The 21,821-nt window shown below is 70.2% G+C and carries 19 protein-coding genes; 13 read left to right on the forward strand and 6 right to left on the reverse strand.

What is annotated here, in order from left to right; all coding sequences use genetic code 11:
• Window positions 1-6: 6 nt before the first annotated feature.
• Window positions 7-1,485 carry an aldehyde dehydrogenase family protein gene (locus OG787_RS42120; RefSeq protein ID WP_405538812.1) on the reverse strand — a complete coding sequence of 493 codons (1,479 nt, stop codon included), beginning with the start codon at window positions 1,483-1,485 and terminating at the stop codon, window positions 7-9.
• Between the two features lie 205 nt (window positions 1,486-1,690).
• Between OG787_RS42120 and OG787_RS42125 the strand changes: the two genes are divergently transcribed.
• The gene (locus OG787_RS42125; RefSeq protein WP_405538813.1) at window positions 1,691-2,968 is read left to right on the forward strand and encodes an amidohydrolase family protein; all 1,278 of its coding nucleotides are present in this window, start codon (window positions 1,691-1,693) and stop codon (window positions 2,966-2,968) included.
• A gap of 85 nt (window positions 2,969-3,053) precedes the next feature.
• Here the strand turns inward: OG787_RS42125 and OG787_RS42130 are convergent, their stop codons facing one another.
• Together OG787_RS42130 and OG787_RS42135 are read right to left on the reverse strand one after the other, a co-directional pair.
• Window positions 3,054-4,058, reverse strand: coding sequence for an LLM class flavin-dependent oxidoreductase (locus OG787_RS42130; RefSeq protein ID WP_405538814.1), 1,005 nt, complete (start codon window positions 4,056-4,058; stop codon window positions 3,054-3,056).
• Between the two features lie 87 nt (window positions 4,059-4,145).
• Window positions 4,146-4,919 (reverse strand): enoyl-CoA hydratase/isomerase family protein, encoded by a 774-nt coding sequence (locus OG787_RS42135; RefSeq protein WP_389354048.1) that lies wholly within the window; start codon window positions 4,917-4,919, stop codon window positions 4,146-4,148.
• A 135-nt stretch (window positions 4,920-5,054) separates the two neighbouring features.
• Here OG787_RS42135 and OG787_RS42140 point away from each other — a divergent pair, with 135 nt between their 5' ends.
• From OG787_RS42140 to OG787_RS42150, 3 genes are read left to right on the forward strand one after another with little or no spacing between them, the layout of a single operon-like run.
• Window positions 5,055-5,366, forward strand: coding sequence for a hypothetical protein (locus tag OG787_RS42140; protein WP_405538815.1), 312 nt, complete (start codon window positions 5,055-5,057; stop codon window positions 5,364-5,366).
• A gap of 17 nt (window positions 5,367-5,383) precedes the next feature.
• Complete coding sequence (locus OG787_RS42145; protein WP_369032547.1) at window positions 5,384-6,913, forward strand: class I adenylate-forming enzyme family protein; 1,530 nt, start codon at window positions 5,384-5,386, stop codon at window positions 6,911-6,913.
• Window positions 6,914-6,924: 11 nt separating this feature from the next.
• A complete protein-coding gene (locus tag OG787_RS42150) occupies window positions 6,925-7,950 on the forward strand; it encodes a phosphotransferase family protein (protein ID WP_405538816.1) in 1,026 nt (341 codons plus the stop codon).
• Between the two features lie 67 nt (window positions 7,951-8,017).
• On the opposite strand, the gene OG787_RS42155 is transcribed toward OG787_RS42150, so the two are convergent.
• Window positions 8,018-8,779 (reverse strand): SDR family NAD(P)-dependent oxidoreductase, encoded by a 762-nt coding sequence (locus tag OG787_RS42155; protein ID WP_405538818.1) that lies wholly within the window; start codon window positions 8,777-8,779, stop codon window positions 8,018-8,020.
• Entirely contained in the window at window positions 8,776-10,095 is a 1,320-nt protein-coding gene (locus OG787_RS42160) for an acyl-CoA dehydrogenase family protein (protein ID WP_405538819.1), read from the reverse strand. The genes OG787_RS42155 and OG787_RS42160 overlap by 4 nt, the downstream gene beginning before the upstream one ends.
• 102 nt (window positions 10,096-10,197) lie before the next feature.
• Here OG787_RS42160 and OG787_RS42165 point away from each other — a divergent pair, with 102 nt between their 5' ends.
• The 9 genes from OG787_RS42165 to OG787_RS42205 all read left to right on the forward strand — a co-directional run bounded on the left by OG787_RS42165 (window position 10,198) and on the right by OG787_RS42205 (window position 20,397).
• On the forward strand, window positions 10,198-11,430 hold the full coding sequence (locus tag OG787_RS42165) for a CaiB/BaiF CoA transferase family protein (RefSeq protein ID WP_405538820.1): 1,233 nt from the start codon (window positions 10,198-10,200) through the stop codon (window positions 11,428-11,430).
• Window positions 11,431-11,490: 60 nt separating this feature from the next.
• Window positions 11,491-12,690, forward strand: a complete 1,200-nt coding sequence (locus OG787_RS42170) for a cytochrome P450 (RefSeq protein WP_405538821.1) — start codon at window positions 11,491-11,493, stop codon at window positions 12,688-12,690.
• Window positions 12,691-12,698: 8 nt separating this feature from the next.
• On the forward strand, window positions 12,699-13,175 hold the full coding sequence (locus OG787_RS42175) for a VOC family protein (protein WP_405538822.1): 477 nt from the start codon (window positions 12,699-12,701) through the stop codon (window positions 13,173-13,175).
• Window positions 13,176-13,182: 7 nt separating this feature from the next.
• Window positions 13,183-14,307: an acyl-CoA dehydrogenase family protein gene (locus tag OG787_RS42180; RefSeq protein ID WP_405538823.1), complete on the forward strand. Its 1,125-nt coding sequence runs from the start codon at window positions 13,183-13,185 to the stop codon at window positions 14,305-14,307.
• Window positions 14,308-14,427: 120 nt separating this feature from the next.
• The gene (locus tag OG787_RS42185) at window positions 14,428-15,942 is read left to right on the forward strand and encodes a class I adenylate-forming enzyme family protein (protein ID WP_405538824.1); all 1,515 of its coding nucleotides are present in this window, start codon (window positions 14,428-14,430) and stop codon (window positions 15,940-15,942) included.
• Window positions 15,939-17,228 carry a MaoC family dehydratase N-terminal domain-containing protein gene (locus tag OG787_RS42190; protein ID WP_405538826.1) on the forward strand — a complete coding sequence of 430 codons (1,290 nt, stop codon included), beginning with the start codon at window positions 15,939-15,941 and terminating at the stop codon, window positions 17,226-17,228. Before OG787_RS42185 ends, OG787_RS42190 begins: the two co-directional genes overlap by 4 nt.
• 2 nt (window positions 17,229-17,230) lie before the next feature.
• Entirely contained in the window at window positions 17,231-17,995 is a 765-nt protein-coding gene (locus OG787_RS42195) for a crotonase/enoyl-CoA hydratase family protein (RefSeq protein WP_405538827.1), read from the forward strand.
• 64 nt (window positions 17,996-18,059) lie between these two features.
• Complete coding sequence (locus OG787_RS42200) at window positions 18,060-19,205, forward strand: CaiB/BaiF CoA transferase family protein (protein WP_405538828.1); 1,146 nt, start codon at window positions 18,060-18,062, stop codon at window positions 19,203-19,205.
• Between the two features lie 49 nt (window positions 19,206-19,254).
• The gene (locus OG787_RS42205) at window positions 19,255-20,397 is read left to right on the forward strand and encodes a thiolase family protein (protein ID WP_405538829.1); all 1,143 of its coding nucleotides are present in this window, start codon (window positions 19,255-19,257) and stop codon (window positions 20,395-20,397) included.
• A gap of 105 nt (window positions 20,398-20,502) precedes the next feature.
• On the opposite strand, the gene OG787_RS42210 is transcribed toward OG787_RS42205, so the two are convergent.
• Window positions 20,503-21,672: an acyl-CoA dehydrogenase family protein gene (locus OG787_RS42210; protein ID WP_405538830.1), complete on the reverse strand. Its 1,170-nt coding sequence runs from the start codon at window positions 21,670-21,672 to the stop codon at window positions 20,503-20,505.
• Window positions 21,673-21,821 lie beyond the last annotated feature (149 nt).

Consider the following 21,821-nt stretch of genomic DNA (forward strand, 5'->3'; position numbering starts at 1 on the left):
GCGAAGCTACCGCGCCGCCCAACTAACCGTCTTCGTCTGGAGATACTCCTCCAACCCGAACTCCCCCCATTCCCGCCCGAGCCCACTCTGCTTGTACCCCCCGAAAGCCGCCCGAGGATTGACCCCCGCACTACCGCCATTGATCGCCACCCCACCGGCCCGGACACGGGACGCGATCCCGAGGGCGGCCACAGGATCCGCGCTCCACACAGCCGCAGCGAGCCCGTACGGACTGTCGTTCGCGATCCGCACCGCCTCCTCGTCGTCCGAGAACGGGATGACGACACCGACCGGCCCGAAGAACTCCGTACGAGCGATGGTCATCGCGTTGTCGACGCCGGTGAAGAGGGTGGGTTCCACGTACCAGCCACGGTCGAGCCCCGCAGGGCGCCTGCCGCCGAGGACGATCCGCGCCCCCTCCTCCTCCCCGATCCGGATCAGCTTCTCGACCTTGTCGCGCTGGGCCTCGCTGATCAGCGGGCCCATGGTGGTGGCCGGGTCGGCCGGGTCGCCGACCCTGATCGCGGCGAGGCCCTCGCTCAGCCGGGCGACCAGCTCGTCGTGGACGGACTCGTGCACGAGGGTGCGGGTCAGCAGCGAACAGCCCTGGCCGGCGTGGGTGGTGATGCCGACCAGCGCGGAGCGGACGGCGCCGTCGAGGTCGCCGTCGGCGCGGACGATGTTCGCCGACTTGCCGCCGAGTTCGAGGACGACCTTCTTGAGGGAGGCGGCCGCCTGGGTGTAGACCGTGCGCCCGACCGTGTCGGAGCCGGTGAAGCTGACCAGGTCCACCATCGGGTGGGTGGTCAGCTCGCGGCCGGCCTCGATGTCGCCGGTCACGATGTTCAGCACGCCCGGGGGCAGCCCGGCCGCGTCGGCGAAGTCGCCGATCAGCAGGGACTCCAGGGGAGTCGCGGGCGCCGGCTTCAGCACGGCGGTGCAGCCCGCCGCGAGGGCCGGGATCACCTTCATCATGCTGAGGAAGAAGGGGAAGTTGTAGGCGGAGATCAGGGCGCACACGCCGAACGGCTCGCGGCGCAGCACCCCTTGGGAGATGCCGATGCCCGGCGCGACGGTCGGTTCCATCGGGCGTTCCCAGGCGAAGGCCGGCATCACCCGCTCCGCCATGTCGCGCAGATGTGCCACCGGGACCCGGGTCTGGAGAGTCTCCGCGAGCGCGCGGACCGATCCCGCCTCGGCGATGTTGACGGCGACGAGGTCCGGGAGCCGGCGTTCCATCTCCTCGGCCATGCGCAGCAGCACCGCCGCTCGCTCGGCGGGCTTCATCCGGGGCCACGGACCCTCGTCGAAGGCCCGGCGCGCCGCCTCGACGGCGCGTCGCACATCCGTGAGCGAGGACTGGGGAACCTCGGCGATCGATTCCTCCGTCGCCGGATTGCGTACGACCAGGGACGCGTTCGAATCGCCGTCCGTTCGGCGTCCGTCGATGTAGAGCTGCGAAGAGAACGAATATGCCGTCTTCATGGAGTTGAGTGTACTTAATTGAGGGCTTCAGGGAAGGGGTCGCGTTGATCGGCCCTTAGTCAGGCGATCGTCAGACTTCTTGACGCTGTTCAGGCCCTCAATCCGTGTGCTGAATCGTTGACTGGACCGGTCGGTACAGGTAACTTCGGCCTCATCCGCGGGGTGGATTCTGCGCGAACGACGATGTTCGAAAGAGGTACCGCCTGTGTTCAAGGAATTTGTCGTCTCCGGCGATTCGCACATCATCGAGCCGGTCGATCTCTTCAAGACCCGGCTCCCCAAGAACATGCGTGAACGAGCCCTCTGGGAAGAGGAGTTCACGCTCGACGAGCCGATCGTGCCGGGCGGGCACACGGAGTTCAAGAAGCTGCACACCATCGGCTTCGACGGCTGGACGATCTCGAAATACCGCCAGACCGGCGGGGAGACCCCGGACGGCGATCCCGAGCACATCCTCCGGGACATGAACATCGACGGCGTCGACGCCTCGGTGATGTTCCCGAACCTGTCGCTGTTCGTCCTGTTCACGGACGACCACGAGCTGTCCATGGCGCACGCCCGCGTCTGGAACGACTACCTGGTCGAGCGGTATCTGCCGTACAAGGACCGGCTGCGTCCGACGGCCGCGATCCCGCTGACGAACGTGCCCGAGGCCGTCGCGGAGATCGAGCGGATCGCACGGCTGGGACTCGGCGCGATCCTCATTCCGGAGATCCCGCCGCTGCCGTTCTACGCGCGGGAGTACGACCCGGTCTGGGCCGCCGCGCAGGCGCACGGGCTGCCGATCTTCATCCACGTCGCCACCGGTGGAGTGAAGGTCAAGGAAGAGGTGTCCGACACGGCGGTGACCGTCCGGGGCCTGATGAACGCCATGAACATGGGCAAGGGCAACCTGACCGACGAGATGGTCACAGGCCGGACCATGGGCTTCGCGGTCGGCTCGGCCGTGGCCGGCCCGCAGGGCATCATCGCCAGCCTCGTCGGCGGCGGTGTGTGCGAGCGCTTCCCCGACCTGCACTTCAACCTGATCGAGTACACGGCCGGCTGGCTGGTCTCCTTCATGGGCTACATGGACAAGGCGTGGAAGACCGGCACCGGCCAGGACCCCGACTGGTGGCTCGGCTTCTGGGACGACAACCGTCCCCCGACCGAGCAGAACTCCATGGGCCGGCTGTTCGCGATCAACGACAAGTGGCCCTACCCGCTCAAGCCCACCGAGTACGTCCGGCGCCAGATCCACGTGCAGTTCGCGGACGACCCGACGGCCGTCAAGGCCCGCCACATCACCGGCCTCTCGACGATCCTGTGGGGCAACGACTACCCGCACGCCGAGGGCACCTTCCGTGACAGTGCCGAGTGCATCGCGGAGAACTTCGAGGGCGTCCCGGACGAGGACCGCGCGGCGATCCTCGGCGGCACGCTGGCCGACATCGTGCACTTCGACAAGAGCAAGAAGCTCGCACCGCTGCCCCAGGACGCCTGACCCGGTCCCGGTGAGCGGCTGACCCACGAACCGGCCCCGGAGCGTTCTCGCTCCGGGGCCGGTCGCTTCTTCCGCGCCATGTGTGTCAGGCGCCTTCTTCCACGTCCGGCACCGCGCCGATCAGCGCGAGGGAGGCCCGGGCGTACGCGGCCCGCCGCCGCCGGCTCACCAGGAAACTCGGGGGCGCGAAGTAGGCGACGTCGCGGGGGAGCGAGCCCGCGCGGCGGGCCAGGGCGTCCTTCGCGTCGGCGGTCGTCCCGCAGACGGCGATCTCGGCGACCATCTCGTCGGTGACCGCCCGGGCCATGGCGTCGGTGTCGCCCGCCCGGAACGCGGCACGCAGCCGGTCGACCGGCTCCTCCCAGCCGTGGTGGGCCACATAGGGGTCGTACGTCTTCACCGTGAGGTAGAAGGCGATCATCCGGCGGGCGTCGGCGACCGCACGCTCGGGCGCGGAGTCGTCGACGGCCGTGATCACCCAGCCGTGTTCGAGGGAGCGGGTTCCCGGTTCGCCGTTCTTCGCGCCCCGCTCCACCGAGGGCCGTACGACGTCGTTCCACCAGGAGGAGGTGAACAGCCCGTGCCCGACGACTCCGTCGGCGACCCGGCCGGCAGTGGCGGCCATCCCGGTGTTGAACGCGGCGAGCAGCACGGGAATGTCCAGCCGGCCGAGCACCGGGGCGCGGACATCGGCGTCGAGCGAGTAGAACTCGCCGGAGTAGTGGACCCTCTCGCCGTTCTCCGCGTGCAGCCAGGCCCGTACCGCGCCGACGGTCTCGGCGATCCGGGCCACCGGACGCTCGCCGGGTACGCCCAGCCAGTCCCGGTTGATCTTGAAAGCGGCGCTGCCCAGCCCGAGGAACAGGCGCCCCGGCGCCTGGGCGTGCAGCTGGCGCAGGGCGGTGGCGTGCGCGTACGGAGTGCGGGCGAACGCGTACGCGATGGCGGGGCCCGCCAGGGCGTGCTCGGTGTTCGCCACGATGTCGGCCACCGTGAGATAGGCGTCGTGGTCGACGAACTCCCCGGCGCAGAAGGCACCGACACCGGCCTGCTCGGCCTCCCGCGCGACGTCCCGGCCGGGCCAGGGCATGCCGAACAGCATAGAAGCCTCCCCTTCGCAACACCTATGACAGCGACACCTATAAAGTGCACTCTTTTTATGCAGGCTAGAGGAGTGTCAGCGCAGTGTCCACTGCCTCCGGGGTACGGCGGAACGGTCGACCTCGGCCTTCCCGATCGGGTTGCCGATCTGCGTGTACGACAGTCCGGTGCGCAGCGCCTGGGTGCGCGTCGAGTCGAGCGACTCCCAGATCGCCCGGACGGTGCCCTGGATCGCGGCGGGCGGCTTGGCGGCGATGATGCGGGCGACGTCGTCGGCCCGGTCCCACAGCTCCTCGCGCGGGAGCACCTCGCTGACCAGGCCGATCTGAAGGGCCCGCGCGGCCGACACCCGCTCGTCCAGGCCGAGCAGCGCGATGCGCAGCGCCTCGCCGAGGGGGATGCGCCGGGCGAGGCCGATCGGCTCCAGGGCCGCGGTGAGCCCGTAGCTGACGTGCGGGTCGAAGAACGTGGCGTCCTCCGAGCAGATCACGATGTCGGCCTCGTTCAGCCAGTAGAAGGCGCCGCCGGCGGCCATCCCGTGCACCGCGCAGACCAGGGGTTTCCACACCTGGTTCAGCTTCGGCGAGAGGTACTCGCCGGGGTCGGTCTGCGACCAGACGTTGGGGTGGCGGTCGATGCCCTCCTTGACGTCCATGCCCGTGCAGAACGCCCGCTCGCCCGCGCCCCGCAACACGACGACGTGCACGTCGTCGTCGGTTTTCACGGTCTGCCAGATGGCGGCGAACTCCTCCAGCATCTCCTGGTTGAAGCCGTTCATGACCTCGGGCCTGTTCAGGGTGATCGTGGCGACATGGTCGGCCACCTCGAACAGGACGGTCTTGAGTTCCATCCGGCACTCCGTTCGTCACGTTGCCTCGGTGTCACGTTGCCTTGGTTCATCATCTCGACGTGATCTAGGTAAGTAGTATACTTTTTTCTGGTCTTAGGGCGCCGGAACGGAACAAGATCCGCGGAGGAACCTGCGATGAGGCCACGTGTGGGGCAGATGCTCGCCAGTACGGTCGACACGACGGCGGTGGTCGTCGTCCGTTGCCCGGACGGCGAGTTGGACATCACCTGCGGCGGGGCGGCCATGGCCGAGGCGAACGGGCCGGGACCCGCCGCCACCGGCACCGCCGACCCCGACCAGATGGGCGGTTCCCTGCTCGGCAAGCGGTACGCCGACGAGGAGCACGGCCTCGAACTGCTCTGCACCAAGCCGGGACAGGGCACGCTCGCACTGAACGGCGTACCACTGCCGTTGAAGAGCGCCAAGCCGCTCCCGGCCTCGGACTGAGGGGCGGGGACTGCCCGATGAACATCTCGATGCTGCTGGACATGGCCGCCGAGGGCTTCGGCGACCGGATCCTGATCGGGCGCACGGACGACGGCCTGACCGCCCCGCGCCTGCGCGAACTGGCCGTCGGCGGGGCGCGGTCGGTCCACGCGGCCGACGCCGACGCGATCGTGTACCTGGCGGTGAACGGCCCGGCCCTCCCGGTCGCGCTGTTCGCCGCGGCCCAGGCCGGAGTCCCCCTGATCCCGGTCAACTACCGCCTCGGCGACGCCCAGTTGGACGCGCTGCTCGCGAACCACCCCCGCGCCCTGGGCATCGCCGACCCGGAACACGGCGAGGCGCTGCGCAGGGCAGGACTGGCGGTACGGACCCCGGAGGAGTGGCTCCAACAGGCGGCAGAGGCCACAGCCTCCTCTCCGGGCGACGCCGAGCCGACGCAGGAGCCGCCCGACACCCCGGCGGTCCTCATCTACACGAGCGGCACGACCTCGACGCCGAAGGGCGTGGTCCTGCGCCACCACAACCTCGTGTCGTACGTGCTCGGCACGGTGGAGTTCGCCGGCGCCGACCCGGACGAGGCGGCCCTCGTGAGCGTCCCGCCGTATCACATCGCCGCCGTGTCCAACATCCTCACCAACCTGTACGCCGGACGCCGCGCCCTGAGCCTCGACCAGTTCACGCCAGAGAGCTGGCTGGACCTCGTACGCCAACAGGGCGTCACCAACGCGATGGTGGTGCCGACGATGCTCGCCCGCATCATGGACACGGACGGCCTGGACAGGTCGGTGCCCTCGCTGCGCGCGCTCGCCTACGGCGGCGCCAGGATGCCCGTACGGGTGATCGAGACCGCGCTGCGCGCCTGGCCGCACATCGACTTCGTGAACGCCTACGGCCTGACCGAGACCTCGTCCACCATCACGATCCTGGGCCCGCAGGAGCACCGCACGGCCGTCGCGAGCGACGATCCCGCCGTACGGGCCCGGCTCGGGTCGGCCGGGCTGCCGGTGCCGGGCGTCGAACTGGAGGTCAGGGACGCGTACGGCGAGGTCGTCGGCCCCGGCGAGACGGGCCAGATCTGGGTGCGGGGCGAGCAGGTCTCGGGCGAGTACGCCGGACAGGGCTCGGCGGTCGACGAGCGCGGGTTCTTCCACACCCGCGACCAGGGCCGGCTCGACGCCGACGGTTATCTCCACATCGAGGGCAGGGCCGACGACACGATCATCCGGGGTGCCGAGAACATCGCGCCCGCCGAGATCGAGGACGTCCTGCTGCGCCACCCGGACGTGCTGGACGCGGTCGTCGTGGGCGTACCGGACGAGGAGTGGGGCCAGCGGATCGAGGCCGTGGTCGTGGTCCGCGACGGCGCCGAGATGGACGCCGGCGATCTGCGCGCACAGGTACGCGGCACCCTGCGCGGCTCGAAGACACCGGAACGCATCACCCGCTGGCCCGAACTGCCCCGCACCCCGACCGGCAAGCTGGTGCGCCGGGACATCGTCGAGGCGCTGACCGCCGAACGCCACCAGGCCGTCGGCCGACAAGGATGAGAGACCGGCACATGAGCACCGTCGCCAACAGCACCGACCTGATACCGGAGTTGACGCAGCGCACGGCCATCGCGCTGCGCGGCTGGGCCTCCGAGGGCAAGGTGGAGTCGGTCGAACCGCTCACCGGGGGCACGTCGAGCCTCACCTACGTCGCCGCCTTGTCGGGCGTCCCCGCCGGACACGAGCGCGTAGTCCTCAAGGTGGCCCCGCCCGGCCTGGAGCCGGTCCGCAACCGCGATGTCCTGCGCCAGGCGCGGCTGATGCAGGTGCTGGCGGGCGTGCCCGGTGTACGGGTGCCGAAGGTGCTGTTCTGGGACAAGGGCGCGCCGACGGTCCACCAGCCGTTCGTGGCCATGGAGTTGGTGCCCGGGGACTGCGTGGAGCCGGTACTTGTCCCGCGCGGCACACTGCCCGCGGCCCAGGTGAGGGCCCGCGCCCTCGACGCGGCCCGAATGCTGGCCCACCTCCACCGCGCGGACCCCAAGCGAACTCCCTTGGCCGTGGAGCCGGTTGTCACCCCGGGCGCCGAGATCGACCGCTGGACCCGGGCGTTCACGACGGTCCCCGAGGATCTGCGCACCGGCTACGAGGCGGTGGCGGAACGCCTGCGCGCCACCATGCCACCGGCGATGATGCCGGTGTTCACCCACGGTGACTACCGCCTCGGCAACACCCTGTGCGACATGGACTCGGTCAACGCGGTCATCGACTGGGAGATCTGGTCCCTCGGCGACCCCCGAGTCGACATCACCTGGCTGACCTTCTTCACCGACGAGGCCCACCATCCCGCATCCCTGTCGGACGAACCGACAGGGATGCCGACCAAGGCCGAACTCCTCGACGTATACGAGGAAACCCGAGGCGAACGCCTCCCGGACCTACGCTGGTTCGAGGCGCTGACAAAGTACAAGGAGTCGGCGGCCACGGCCCTATTGATCAAGCGGGGCAGAAAAGCAGCCCACTTGACAGACATGCACCACCGCATGCTGCCGGCCTTGCCGGTCCTCCTGGCAGAAGCAACGGAACTGCTGGACTGACGGTGGGGGAACGCGCCCCTTCAGGGGCGCGGGGAACTGCGCGACCGGCCCCCACCGGCCCGCAGTGTCAATACAACCCACCGTCCACCCGAATGAGCGCTCCCGTCGTATAACTGGACGCATCGCTGGCCAAGTACAAAGCTGTGCTGACGATCTCCTCCGGTCGCCCGGGCCGTCCCACCGCACTGCGCGTGGTCTGCCGCTTCTCCTCGGACCACGCCTTGGAGATGTCGGTCAGGAACGGCCCGGCCGAGATCGTGTTGACGCGTACCGTCGGCCCGTACTCCAGAGCGAAGACGGTGGTCAGTGCGTTGAGCGCGGCCTTCGCCCCCGCGTACGGGCCGAACCGCGGCTGCGGGAACAGCGCCCCGGACGACGAGATGTTGATGATCGACCCCCCACCCCCCTCAGCCATCCGCTCCCCGACCAACGAGGCGAGCCGGAACGGCCCCTTGAAGTTGACCCCGACGACCTTGTCGAACAACTCCTCACTGGTCCCGGCCGACGACGGCGCCAACGGCGACATCCCCGCGTTGTTGACGAGGATGTCGACCTTCCCGAACTCCTCGTACGCCGCGTCGACGAGCAGCCCGAGGTCGTCCCAGTGCCCCACATGCGCCGAGACCGACAGCGCGCGCCGGCCCAGCTCACGTACCTCTGCCGCGACCGCCTCGCACGCGTCGACCTTCCGGCTGGTGATCACCACATCCGCCCCGGCGGCGGCGAACGCGAGCACCATCTCGCGCCCCAGCCCCCGGCTGCCCCCGGTGACGAGGGCAACCTTCCCGGTCAGGTCGAACAGATCGCCGCCAATACGTCCGTCCGTCATACGTCCGCCCGCCCCGCGAGGCTCTCGTCCTCCACGATGTGCGCGTACCGCTTGCGCGCGGCCTCCCGCTTCGGCGGGATGTGCTCGCTCGGGAACAGTCCCTCCGCCGGCCGGTAGTTCTTCAGCAGCCGCTTGGCGATCGTCGTGCGATGCACCTCGGTGGGGCCGTCGGCGAGGGCGAGGTTCGGTGCGGCCATCCACCATTTCGCGAGCGGGAGTTCGTTGGTGGTGCCGAGCGAGCCGTGCACATGCAAGGCCCGCTGGATGATGTCGTGCAGCACCTTCGCCGTCTGGACCTTGCACATCGCGATCTGGGTGCGGGCCGCGCCGTGCGGCTGCGTGTCGATGATCCACGCGGTGTGCAGCACGAGCAGCCGGAACTGCTGCAACTCCACCCAGGAGTCCGCGATGAACTGCTGCACCGCCTGCTTCTCCGCGAGCACGGTGCCCTGCGTACGACGGGACAGTGCCCGTTCGCACATCATGTCGAAGGCGCGCGCGCACTTGCCGACCGTACGCATCGCGTGGTGCACCCGGCCCCCGCCCAGCCGTGCCTGGGCGACCTTGAAGCCCTCGCCCGGGCCGCCGAGCATGGCGTCGAGCGGGACGCGGACCTGGTCGTAGCGGATGTAGCCGTGGATGCCCTCGTCGAGGTTGTCGCGTTCGTCCATCGTGCCGACGTTGCGCTTGATCTCGACGCCCGGGGTCTCGGCGGGCACGATGAACATCGACATGCGGGCGTGCGGCGGCGCGTCCGGGTCGGTGACGGCCATGACGATGAGGAAGGCGGCGTAGCGGGCGTTGGACGAGAACCACTTCTCGCCGTCGATCACCCACTCGTCCCCGTCGCGCCGGGCGCGGCAGAGGAACTCCTTGGGGTCGGCGCCCGCCTGTGGCTCGGTCATCGAGAAGGTGGAGACGATGTCGCCGTCGAGCAGCGGCCGCAGATAGCGGGCCTTCTGCTCCTCGGTGCCGAACATGGCGAGGATCTCGGCGTTCCCGGTGTCCGGGGCGGCGGTGCCGAAGACCGTCGGGGCCCAGTAGGAGCGGCCCAGGATCTCGTTGAGGTACGCGAGCTTGACCTGTCCGTAGCCCGCGCCGCCCAGTTCGGGGCCGAGATGGCAGGCCCACAGCCCCTGCTCCCGTACCTGGTCCTGGAGCGGCCGCAGGATCGCACGGGCCTTCTCGTTGCGGGTGTCGTACGGGTCGCCCCCGTGCGGGAACAGAAGGTCGAGGGGCTCGACCTCCTCGCGTACGAAGGTGGTCGCCCAGTCCAGCTTGGCCTGGAAATCGGGTTCTATCGAGAAATCCAGCATGGCGAAAACAGTATACTTTTTACGACCCTCGGTCCATACTGGAGCGCGTTCTTCGTTGATTGGGTATGCGCAATAGCGTTCAGGCTCGGAGGGGTTGGTCCGATGCAGAGGCCCATGGAGGGTGTGCGGGTCCTAGAGGTCGCACAGTTCACCTTCGTCCCGGCGGCGGGCGCCGTGCTCGCGGACTGGGGCGCCGACGTGATCAAGGTCGAGCACGCCGAACGGGGCGACGGCCAGCGCGGTCTCGTGCGGGTGCTCGGGTACGACGCGGTCAGCAAGGATTCGTCGTTCTTCCCGATCGTGGAGGGTCCCAACCGTGGGAAGCGGAGTGTCGGCCTCGCCCTGGAGAAGCCGTCCGCGCGGCGAGTGCTGGACGAACTCATCCGCACCAGCGATGTGTTCCTGACCAACTTCCTGCCCGACGCGCGGGCGAAACTGCGCATCGACGTCGAGGACATCCGGGCGGTCAACCCGGACATCATCTACGTCCGGGGCAGCGGCTTCGGCGCCCGTGGGGAGGAGGCGCGCAAGGGCGGCTACGACAGCACGGCCTTCTGGGCGCGCGGCGGCAGCGCCGCCGGTGTCACCCCGGTCGGCGCGGAGCGGATGATCCGGATGCCCGCCGGTGCCTACGGCGACTCGATGGGCGGGATGACCATCGCCGGAGGCATCGCAGCCGCGCTCTACTCCCGCGCCACGACCGGCGAACCGTCCGTCGTGGACGTGTCGTTGCTCGGCGTGGGCGCCTGGGCGACGCAGTTCACGGTCAACATGGCCCTCATGAACGGCGGCCCGCTCCCGGTGAACATCCAGCCCCGGTACGGCTCCGCCACCAACCCGCTCATCGGCTCCTACCCCTGCTCGGACGGCCGCTGGATCGAGCTGGCGATGCTGCAACCCGGCCGGTACTGGGCCGAGTTCTGCAAGCTGGCCGGCCGCGAGGAACTCGCCCGCGACGAGCGCTTCGACAGCACCGAGAAGCTGATGGCGAACGCCGGCGAGGCCGCCGAGATCGTCGCCGGGCTCATCGCCTCCCGCCCGTACGACGAGTGGGTCGACCTCCTCTCCCGGGGAGAGGGCCAGTGGGCGGCCGTACAGAACGCCTGGGAGGTCGGTCAGGATCCCGCACTGCGGGCCAACGGTCTCATCGCCCCCGTCGTGGACGCCGACGGGGTCGACCGTGAACTGGTCGCCAATCCCGTCCAGTTCGACGAGACCCCGGCCGACCTGACCCGGGCACCCCAGTTCGCTGAGCACACCGACGACGTCCTGCGCTCGCTCGGCATCGGCGAGGACGAGCTGATCGCGCTCAAGATCGAGGGCGCGGCGACCTGACCCCCGTAGGACACCCCTGACCTCGTGCGACGTGACGGACGTACGACGAGAGGAGCCGTGATGAGCACGACACTCGAACCCGACGGAACCCACGACGGAGTTCCCGCCTACCACTTCGACAACCGGCTCAGCGGGCCGGTCCTCAGTCACCAGCAACGCTGGGACGAACTGGCCGGCACCCACTCCGGGTTCCGGAGCACCATCGCGCAAGGCTATTGGGTCGTCACCGAGAGCGAGGCGATCCAGCGGGCGCTCCAGGACTGGCGGACGTTCTCCAGCGAGTCGGTGACGGTCCTCAACCCGAATCCGAAGTTCCTGTGGATCCCGGAGATGCTGGACCCGCCCCACCACACCGAGTGGCGACGGCTGCTGGGCAAGCACTTCTCGCCGAAGGCCGCAGCCGCCGACGAGCCGAAGTTCCGGAGGATCGCCGGCGAAATCATCGACGGACTGAAGGGCGCCGGAAGCGCAGACGTCCTCGACGCCTTCGCCCGCCAGTACCCGACCCGGATCTTCATGGACCTGATGGGCCTGCCCGAGGACGACCTCGGCCAGTTCCTCCACTGGACCCACGATCTGCTGCACCTCACCTACGGCGAGGACCCCGACGGACAGCGCCAGTTGGCCGCGATGACCGCCGTGTCGGCGTACTTCGACGAGCAGATCGCCCTGCGCCGCGAGGCCCCCCGCGACGACCTGCTGTCTCAGGCGATGACCTGGACGATCGACGGCGAGAAGATCAGCGACCGGGACATGCACGCGTTCTGCGTCCTGTTCTTCCAGGCCGGCTTCGACACCGTCCCGATCTCGGTCGGCTGGTCGTTCTACCACTTCGCCACACACCCGGAGCAGCGCCGGGCGATCGTCGCCGACCCCTCGCTCATCTCCACCGCCGTGGAGGAGATCCTGCGCGTCTACTCGCCCGTCGTCCCGGCCCGCAAGGCCACCCGCGACGTCGAGGTCGGCGGCTGCCCGGTCCGGGCCGGCGACATGGTGATGCTCCCGATCTCGGTCACCAACCGCGACCCCGAACGGTACGAGAACCCGCTGGAGGTGGATCTGCACCGGACGGCGACCAACCACATCGCCTTCGGCTCGGGCCCCCACCGCTGCCTCGGCTCGCACCTCGCCCGCCTCGAACTCAACGTGGCGATCGAGGAGTGGCACCGGCGCATCCCGGACTACGAGATCGAGCCCGGCCAGGACCTCGAGGCGCACGGCAACATGTACGGCATCAAGCAGCTCCGGCTCACCTGGTGAGCGGCGCGGTGACTCACATCCTGAGCGCGGCCGACCTCTATCACACGGGGATCGTGGTCCGGGACGTCGACGAGTGGAAGGCCCGGCTGACCGAGGTCGCCGGCTACCGCTGGACCGAGACCATGACCGCCGAACTGCCGGTGCGCATGGCGGACGGCGAACGGGTACTCGCCCTGCGCTGGACGTACTCGCTCGACGCCCCGCACATCGAACTCGCCCAGGAGATCCCGGGAACGCCCTGGACGGCGACCGGGCACATGGCCACGCACCACCTCGGCTACTTCTGCGACGACGTCCCGACGACCTCGAAACGGCTGGCGGAGGCGGGCTTCCCGCTGGAGGCCTGCGCCGTGATCGACGGCGAGCCGTCGATCTTCGCCTACCACCTGGCGCCGAGCGGCCTCCGGATCGAGATCGTGGACCGCGCCCGGATGCCGGACTTCGCCGCCTATCTGCGGTCGAAGACACCCCACAGGGACGGATGAAGCGCACGTGGCACCGACCTTCACCACGTTCACCGAGGAGCACGAGACACTCCGTTCGACGCTCCGCCGCTTCCTCGCCGACAAGGCGCCGAGCGAGGCTGTGCGCCGCTCGATGGAGTCCGACGAGGGCCACGACCCGGCGCTCTGGCGTCAGATGGCGGACCAACTCGGCCTGCACGGCCTCGCGTTGCCGGAGGAGTACGGCGGATTCGGCGGCGGCCCGGTCGAGTTGGGCATCGTCCTGGAGGAGCTGGGGAGGGTTCTGCTGCCCTCCCCGTACTTCGCCACGGTCGCCCTCGCCGGCCAGGCCCTCGCCGTGTCCGGCGACGACACGGCGAAGGCGCGCTGGCTGCCCGCCATCGCCGACGGTTCGCTGACCGGCACCCTTGCGCTGGCCGAGGCGGGCGGCTCGTGGCGCGTCGAGGACGTGGCCGCCTCGGCGAAGCGCGACGCGGAGGGCTGGCGGGTGTCGGGCACGAAGATGTTCGTGATCGACGGTCACAGCGCCGACCTGCTCCTGGTCGTGGCTCGCGCGGACACCGGCCCCGGCCTGTTCGCCGTGGAGGGCACCGCGCCCGGGGTGACCCGCACCCGGCTGGAGACGCTCGACCCGACGCGGCGCCTTGCGCGGATCGACCTCGACGGCGCGGTGGCGCTACGGGTCGGCCCGGAGGGAGACGCCACGGAGTACCTCCGTGCCGTCGTCGACCGCGTGGCCGTGGCGCTGGCCGCCGAGCAGGTCGGCGGCGCGCAGGCCTGCCTGGACGCGTCGGTGGAGTACGCGAAGGTCCGGGTCCAGTTCGGCCGTCCCATCGGGTCGTTCCAGGCGATCAAGCACAAGTGCGCCGACACGCTGCTCCAGGTCGAGGCCGCCCGCTCGGCCGCCTACCGCGCGATGGCCGTGGCCGACGGGGAACCGGCCGAACTGCCGGTGTCCGCCGCGCTCGCCGCCGCGTACTGCGCGAACGCCTTCACCCATGCCGCCAAGGAGAACATCCAGATCCACGGCGGCATCGGCTACACGTGGGAGCACGACGCGCATCTGTACCTGAAGCGCGCGAAGTCCTCGGAGCAGCTCTTCGGCAGCCCGGCCGCGCACCGGGCCCGGCTGGCCGACCTGGTCGGAATCTGACCCATTTCAGGTCACTGAATCACGTGGTTCTTGTCACTTACGGTGGCATGTCACGGATCTGGCAGTAAACGATCATCAATTAAGTGTACTTTATAGGCCTGGTGACGAAAGGCTGCTCCCGTGGGAATTCGCGACCGCCTGTCCCGGCTGCTGACCGAGGCCCCCGCCGACGCCGAGGCGATCGAGTACGAGGGCGACTGGTGGACCTGGGGGCAGATCCAGGAGACCGCGCGCGGTGTCGTCGACGCGCTCGACGCACTGGGACTGCCCTCCGGCGCCCGCGTCGGTGTCGTCCTGGAGAACAGGCCCGAGCACGTGGCCGTGGTCGCCGCGGTGATCGCCTCCGGGCGCTGCCTGGTGATGCTGAGCCCGTTGCAGCCACCGGCGCGGCTCGCCGCCGACATCGCGCGCTGCGAGCCGCCCGTCGTCGTCGCCGGTGCCGAAGTCCTGGCCCGCGAGGGCGTGTTGAGCACGGTGACCGCTCACGGCGCGGCCCTGGAGACCGGCACCGACGGCATCGTCAAGCTCGCGGGCGGTACGCCGTCCGCCGATGCGCCCCTCGCCGGCCCGGACGTCGCCGTGGAGATGCTGACCTCGGGCACCACCGGCCCCCCGAAACGCGTGCACCTGCGCATCGGACAGCTCGACCAGGCCCTCGTCTCCGGCGGGCAGACCCCGAAGGACGCGCGGCTGCTGTCGCGGTCGGCGGCGCTGGTGGCCACCCCGCTCGTGCACATCTCCGGCCTGTGGCGGGCGCTCGCCTGTCTCGCGACCGGGCGGCGCATGCTCCTGATGCCCAGGTTCGCCGTCGACCCCTGGGTGGGCGCGGTGGAACGGCACCGGCTGCGGGCGGCGAGCCTCGTACCGGCCGCCATCCGCGCCGTCCTCGACTCCGGTGTCCCGAAGGAACGGCTGGCGAGCCTCCAGGTCGTCACCTCCGGCACCGCGCCCTGCCCGGCGGAACTCGCCGACGCCTTCTTCCGTACGTACGGCATCCCCGTCCTCATGACCTACGGCGCCACCGAGTTCGCCGGAGCGGTGGTCGGCTGGACGCTGCCGCTGCACGAACGGTGGTGGCAGCGGAAGGCGGGCAGCGCCGGACGCGCCTTCGACGGCGTCGAGTTGAGGGTGACCGGCGAGGACGGCGCCGAACTGCCCGTCGGCAGGCCCGGCCGTCTGGAGGTCCGCACCGAGCAGAGCACCGGGGGCGGCCGGGCCTGGACGCGGACCAGCGATCTCGCCCGGATCGACGCCGACCGGTTCGTCTGGATCGAGGGTCGTGCGGACGACGCCATCATCCGCGGCGGCTTCAAGGTACAGCCGGAGACCGTCCAACGCGTCCTGGAGAGCCACCCCGCCGTCCGTGAGGCGGCCGTCGCGGGCCTGCCCGACCCGAGGCTCGGCGAGGTACCGGTCGCGGGGGTCGAGACCGAGCCGGGCGAAGTCCCCCCGGACACCGCCGACCTCGTCGCCCTCTGCCGGTCCCGGCTCACCCCGTACGAGGTACCGGCGCACATCGTCGTCGTCGACGCCCTGCCCCGGACCCCGTCGAGCAAGGTCAGCCGCGTGGACCTGCTGGAACTGGTCCGCGCCCGGCTCGCACAGCAGCAGCGCGTCAAGGAGGAACAGCGATGACGGGTACGCAGACGGGTACGCCGGAGAAGGCCGCCGAGCGGTTCGGCGTCCTCACCGACGAGGCGGTCGAGCGCTCCCGCCGACGCCTCGGCGTCCCGCAGCCCCAGCACAACCCCCCGCACAACTACGAGGTGACCTGGGACGGCGTACGCCACTTCGCGTACGGCTACGGCGACGACAACCCCCTGTACTGCGACCCGGACCACGCGGCCGGCACCCGCTGGGGCTCGCTCGTCGCACCGCCCACCTTCCTCTACACGATGGGGGAGGACGCGGCCCCGAAGCCGGACCCGGAGACCAAGGCGCTCCTGAAGGGCGACCCCTTCGCCGGGCTCGGTTCCTACCAGGCGGTGATGGAGTTCGAGTGGTGGCGTCCGCTTCAACTCGGGGACCGCTGCCGGGTGTTGCAGACCCAGGTGGGCGTCCACCTCAAGCCCAGCCGCTTCGGCGGACGCACGGCACACGTCGTCAAGGACTACCTCTACGCCAACGGGCGGGGCGAGATGCACGCCCTGCGGCGCGGCACCTGGATCAACGCCGAACGGCACACGTCGAAGAAGCGGGCGAAGGAACACCTGGCCCAGGAGCCCTACACGGCCGAGCAGTTGGCCGAGATCGACGCCGCGTACGCGGCCGAGACCCGGCGCGGCGCCGAACCCCGCTACTGGGAGGACGTCGAGATCGGCGACGAACTCCAGCCCCGGGTCAAGGGGCCGCTGACCACCACGGACGTGGTTGTCTGGCATCTGGGCTGGGGCATGCAGCTCACCCCGCCCGGCGCCTTCGGGATCGCCGCGCGCGTCCGGCGCAAGGCCCCGGGGCTGTATCCGCCGAACCCCATGAACATCCCGGACACCGTGCAGCGGCTGCACTGGGAACCCGCGCGGGCGAAGGAACTCGGGCTGCCGAACCCGTACGACTACGGCGGGATGCGCGAGACCTGGCTGTGCCATCTGCTCACCGACTGGATCGGCGACGACGGCTGGCTGTGGCAACTCCGGTGCGAGCACCGCAAGTTCAACTATCTCGGCGACACCACCTGGGTGCGCGGCACGGTCGTCGACAAACGGCGGGTGGCCGGGCGGGCCGAGGTGCACATCGAGGTGCGGTGCGAGAACCAGCGCGGCGAGGTCACCACACCCGGTACGGCCGTCGTCCTGCTGCCGACCCGCGACCGCGCCGTCGACCTCCCGGCACCGCCGGCCGAGGACCTGGACGGCATGGTCGCCCATGAACTGGCCCAATTCGCCGTGACCGGCGATCAGTTGCACGATTCGAGGAGGTAGGCGTGTCGGACGAGGTGCTGGTGGAGCGCCGGGGCGCGGTCCAGGTCATCACGATCAACCGCCCGGCGGTGAAGAACGCGCTGGACGCGGGGGTGGCCGCCGGAGTGGCGGCAGCGGTGGACGAGTTGGACGAGTCGGACGACCTGCGGGCGGGCGTGCTCACGGGCGCCGGCGGCACTTTCTCGGCCGGCATGGACCTCAAGGCGTGGCTGCGGGGCGAGTCACCCGCGATCGAGGGCCGCGGCCTGTGCGGGATCACCCTGACCCCGCCGCGCAAACCGCTGGTCGCCGCCGTCGAGGGCTGGGCCCTGGCGGGCGGCTTCGAACTCCTGCTGGCCTGCGACCTGGTGGTCGCCTCCCGCACGGCCCGCCTCGGCGTCCCCGAGGTACGGCGGTCCCTGGTCGCCCGCGCCGGCGCGGCCCTCCACCTCCCGCGCCGCATCCCGTACGCCATCGCGCTGGAACTCCTCCTGACCGGGGAACCGATCAGCGCCGAACGGGCCGCCGAGGTCGGCCTCGTCAACCGGCTGACGGACGAGGGTGGCGCGCTCGACGGAGCCCTCGCCCTGGCCGCGACGATCGCGGCCAACGGCCCGCTCGCCGTCGCCGCCACCAAGGAGATCGCGAGCCACGCCGCCGACTGGACGCTGGAGGAGGGGTGGGCACGTCAGTTCGAGATCGCCGCCCCGGTGTTCACGTCGGAGGACGCCCGGGAAGGGGCCGCCGCGTTCGCGGAGAAGAGGGCGGCGGTCTGGAAGGGCCGCTGACCACGGCGTACGCAGGTCCACGGAATTGAGTGTCCGTAATATGGGTGGGCTGGGAGGGGTGACCATGACGACAGGAACGGGACCTCTCGTCGGCTGCCGGGTGGTCGAACTCGGTGGCATCGGGCCGGGGCCGTTCGCCGGGATGCTGCTGGCCGACCTCGGGGCGGAGGTCGTCCGGGTGGACCGGCCCGGGCGCGCGGACGAACCGGACGCGGGCGGACCTGCGGATGTCCTCAACCGGGGGAAACGGTCGGTCGTACTGGACCTCAAGGATCCGGCCGGAGCCGCCGCACTCCTCCAACTCGTCGAGCGCGCCGACGTGTTGATCGAGGGGTTCCGCCCCGGAGTCACCGAACGCCTCGGCATCGGACCGCACGACTGCCTGGCCCGCAACCCCCGCCTGGTCTACGGCCGGATGACCGGCTGGGGCCAGGACGGGCCGCTGGCCGCAGCCGCCGGACACGACATCACCTACATCGCGCTGACGGGCGCGCTGGGCGCGATGGGGGAGGCCGGCGGACCGCCGCAGATCCCCCTGAACCTCGTCGGCGACTTCGGGGGCGGCGGCGCCTACCTCGTGATCGGCGTCCTGGCCGCCCTGCACGCAGCCACGCGCACCGGAAAAGGACAGGTCGTCGACGCGGCCATAGTCGACGGCACCGCCCACCTCCTCGCCAGCACCTTCGCCAAGCTCGCGCGCGACGAGTGGACCGACGAACGAGGCGTCAACCGCTTCGACGGAGGCTGGCCCTTCTACGCCGTGTACGAGACCCGGGACGGCCGCCATGTCGCCGTCGGCGCGCTTGAACGCAAGTTCTACCGGCGCCTGGTCGAGCTGCTGGACCTGGGCGTCGATCCGGACCGCCAGCACGACCGTTCGACCTGGCCGCAGCTGCGGCAACTGCTGGAGAAGCGGTTCGCGGAGCGCACCCGGGACGAGTGGGCGGCACTGTTCGAGGGCACCGACGCCTGCGTGGCCCCCGTACTGAGCCTCACCGAGGCGGCAGCCCACCCCCATCTGGCCGCGCGAGCAAGCCTGTTCACGCGCGACGGAGTGATCCAGCCCGCGGCGGCACCCCGCTTCTCGGCGACGCCGTCGAGCGCGGGCCGGGTGGCCCCGGAAGTCGGCGCGGACACCCGAGAGGTGTTCCGCGACTGGGGCGTGCGCTTCCCGGACGACCAACCCGAGCAACCCGACCGACCCGAATAGACGAAGTAGCTGGAACTACCCAACCGACCTGACTGACCAGGGAGTTGTCATGCGAGACGCCGTCATCGTCGACGCCGTACGCACTCCGATCGGCAAGCGCAACGGCTCGCTGGCATCGGTGCACGCGGCGGATCTGTCGGCCGAGGTGCTCAAGGCCCTCGTCGAACGCACCGGGATCGACCCCGGCACGGTGGACGACGTGGTCTGGGGCTGTGTCACCCAGATCGGCGACCAGTCCAGCAACGTCGGCCGCTTCGCCGTACTCGCGGCGGGCTGGCCCGAACACGTCCCGGCCGTCACGGTCAACCGGGCCTGCGGCTCCAGCCAACAGGCGGTCGACCAGGCCGCGCACGCCGTCATGGCGGGGCAGTACGACATCGTGGTCGCGGGCGGAGTCGAGACCATGAGCAGGGTGCCGCTCGGCTCGCACCGGACCACGGGACAGCCGTACGGACCCGCCGCCATCGCCCGCTACGACGGCTTCGAGTTCAGCCAGGGCGTCGGAGCCGAACTCATCGCTGAGCGCTGGAAGTTGAGCCGCCACCGGCTGGACGAGTTCGCCTCGGAGTCGCACGCGAAAGCGGCGGCGGCGATCGACGCGGGTGTCTTCGACGACCACATCGTGCCGATCGAGGTGGACGGCACCAAGTTCACGACGGACGAGGGCCTACGACGCGGCACAAGCCCCGACACCCTGGCCAAGCTCAAGCCGTCCTTCAAGGAGGACGGCGTGATCCACGCCGGCAACGCCTCCCAGATCTCCGACGGCGCCGCGGCTCTGCTCATCACCACCCCGGAACGAGCCCGCGAGCTGGGCCTCACCCCGATCGCCCGCTACCACAGCGGAGCGGTGAGCGGCGCGGACCCGATCACCATGCTCCTGGGCCCGATCCCCGCGACGGAGAAGGTCCTCCACCGCTCGGGCCTGTCGATCGAGGACATGGGCGTCTACGAGGTCAACGAGGCCTTCGCCCCGGTCCCGTTGGCATGGCTGGCAGAAACGGGCGCCGACCCCGAGCGCCTGAACCCCCTGGGCGGCGCGATAGGCGTAGGCCACCCGCTGGGCGGCTCGGGCGCCATCCTGATGACGAGGCTCCTGGCAAGGATGCGCCAACAGAACCTGCGCTACGGCTTGCAGACCATGTGCGAGGGCGGCGGCACAGCAAACGCAACGATCATCGAGCTGATCTGATCCAGAGGGGGGTTCCTGGGGCCTTTAGGGGCGCGGGGAACTGCGCGACAAGCCACGACGGCGCAGCAGACAAAAAACAACCCATCGCGCCCCCCCACGGAGTGGCTACCGAGGCAACCCCAACCCCCGCTCAGCAACCTGCGTACGCAGTACCTCGTTGGCCCCACCAGCAATGGTGAACGCCCGCGAGTACAGATGCGCGTCCTGCCACCACCCACCCGCCAGAACCCCCGCATCCCCCTCGACAAGCAACCCCTCGGTCCCCTGCAACCGCACACCGAAATCAGCCAGATCATGGTTCAGCTCACTGAAGAAGATCTTCCCGAGGAGCGCATCCGCAGGCTCCTCGGCCCCGTGCAACATCCGCGACTGAGCCATCGAGATCATCGCCGCATTCACCTGCACCCGCGCAGCCAACTCCCCGACAGCCTGCCGGGTCGCCGAGTCCTCCAGCGAGCCCTCGGCAAGCCGCACCAGATCATCCAGTACGGCGAACAACTCGGCGCCCCGCGCGGCCACCCCGGACCGCTCACGCCCAAGGCTGCTCATCGCCACCCGCCAGCCGTCGTTCACCCGCCCGATGACGTTCGCGGCCGGAATCCGGACACCGTCGAGGAACACCTCGTTGAAGTCGGTGGTCCCGGTGATCTCGCGCAACGGGCGGATCTCGACCCCCGGACTGCGCATGTCCAGCGCGAACGCGGTGATCCCCTTGTGCTTGGGCGCGTCACCGTCGGTACGGGCGAGCAGGTACCCCATGTCGGCGTGCTGCCCGTTGGTCGTCCACACCTTCTGCCCGTCGACGACGAACACCGCGTCGTCGCCCTCCCCTTCCAGTCGCGCCCGAGTCCGCAGCGAGGCCAGATCACTCCCCGCCTCGGGCTCGCTGAACAGCTGGCACCACACGTCCTCGCAGGCCCGGATCCGGGGCAGAAACCGCGTCCGCTGGTCGTCGGTGCCGAAATCCAGCAGCGCGCCCGAGGCCAGCGAGGCCGCGCCGACCGGCGGCCAGGTGCGGGCGCGGGCGATCTCCTCGGCGACGACGAACGGTTCGAGGGGGTGGGCGTCGGGCCGGCCACCGTACTCGGCGGGCCAGTCGATGCCGAGGAAGCCCGCCCCGTACAGCTTCGCGGTCCACTCCCGGATCGCCGGCATCAGCGCGGGCTCGGGGGCCCGTACACCGGAGTGGGTCTTGACGCCGGGCGCGTGTTCCGCGACGAAGGCCCGCACTTTCCTGCGGAACGCCTCGAGTTCGGGGGTGGACTCCAGTCGCATCGCTGCCGGCTCCTTAACGTCGTCGTCATGCGCACGATCTCGAAATGAGGGTACTCTAACTGTGCCTACTCGCTCCCGCCAGAGACCGGGAACAAGTAGGAGCGAGAACGGGTAACACGGACCCGATCTCGGCATCAGGTGCCCGACCC

This window comes from Streptomyces sp. NBC_00075 (genome assembly GCF_045041225.1).
Classification (GTDB): Bacteria; Actinomycetota; Actinomycetes; order Streptomycetales; family Streptomycetaceae; genus Streptomyces; species Streptomyces adonidis.

Bases quoted from the DNA above. Each gene is read 5' to 3' on its own strand.
- OG787_RS42135 (WP_389354048.1), bottom strand. From the start codon at position 4,919: ATGGAACTCAAGACCGTCCTGTTCGAGGTGGCCGACCATGTCGCCACG.
- OG787_RS42200 (WP_405538828.1), top strand. From the start codon at position 18,060: ATGACGACAGGAACGGGACCTCTCGTCGGCTGCCGGGTGGTCGAACTC.
- OG787_RS42165 (WP_405538820.1), top strand. From the start codon at position 10,198: ATGCAGAGGCCCATGGAGGGTGTGCGGGTCCTAGAGGTCGCACAGTTC.
- OG787_RS42120 (WP_405538812.1), bottom strand. From the start codon at position 1,485: ATGAAGACGGCATATTCGTTCTCTTCGCAGCTCTACATCGACGGACGC.
- OG787_RS42205 (WP_405538829.1), top strand. From the start codon at position 19,255: ATGCGAGACGCCGTCATCGTCGACGCCGTACGCACTCCGATCGGCAAG.
- OG787_RS42170 (WP_405538821.1), top strand. From the start codon at position 11,491: ATGAGCACGACACTCGAACCCGACGGAACCCACGACGGAGTTCCCGCC.
- OG787_RS42160 (WP_405538819.1), bottom strand. From the start codon at position 10,095: ATGCTGGATTTCTCGATAGAACCCGATTTCCAGGCCAAGCTGGACTGG.
- OG787_RS42140 (WP_405538815.1), top strand. From the start codon at position 5,055: ATGAGGCCACGTGTGGGGCAGATGCTCGCCAGTACGGTCGACACGACG.
- OG787_RS42150 (WP_405538816.1), top strand. From the start codon at position 6,925: ATGAGCACCGTCGCCAACAGCACCGACCTGATACCGGAGTTGACGCAG.
- OG787_RS42210 (WP_405538830.1), bottom strand. From the start codon at position 21,672: ATGCGACTGGAGTCCACCCCCGAACTCGAGGCGTTCCGCAGGAAAGTG.
- OG787_RS42190 (WP_405538826.1), top strand. From the start codon at position 15,939: ATGACGGGTACGCAGACGGGTACGCCGGAGAAGGCCGCCGAGCGGTTC.
- OG787_RS42155 (WP_405538818.1), bottom strand. From the start codon at position 8,779: ATGACGGACGGACGTATTGGCGGCGATCTGTTCGACCTGACCGGGAAG.
- OG787_RS42130 (WP_405538814.1), bottom strand. From the start codon at position 4,058: ATGCCCTGGCCCGGCCGGGACGTCGCGCGGGAGGCCGAGCAGGCCGGT.
- OG787_RS42145 (WP_369032547.1), top strand. From the start codon at position 5,384: ATGAACATCTCGATGCTGCTGGACATGGCCGCCGAGGGCTTCGGCGAC.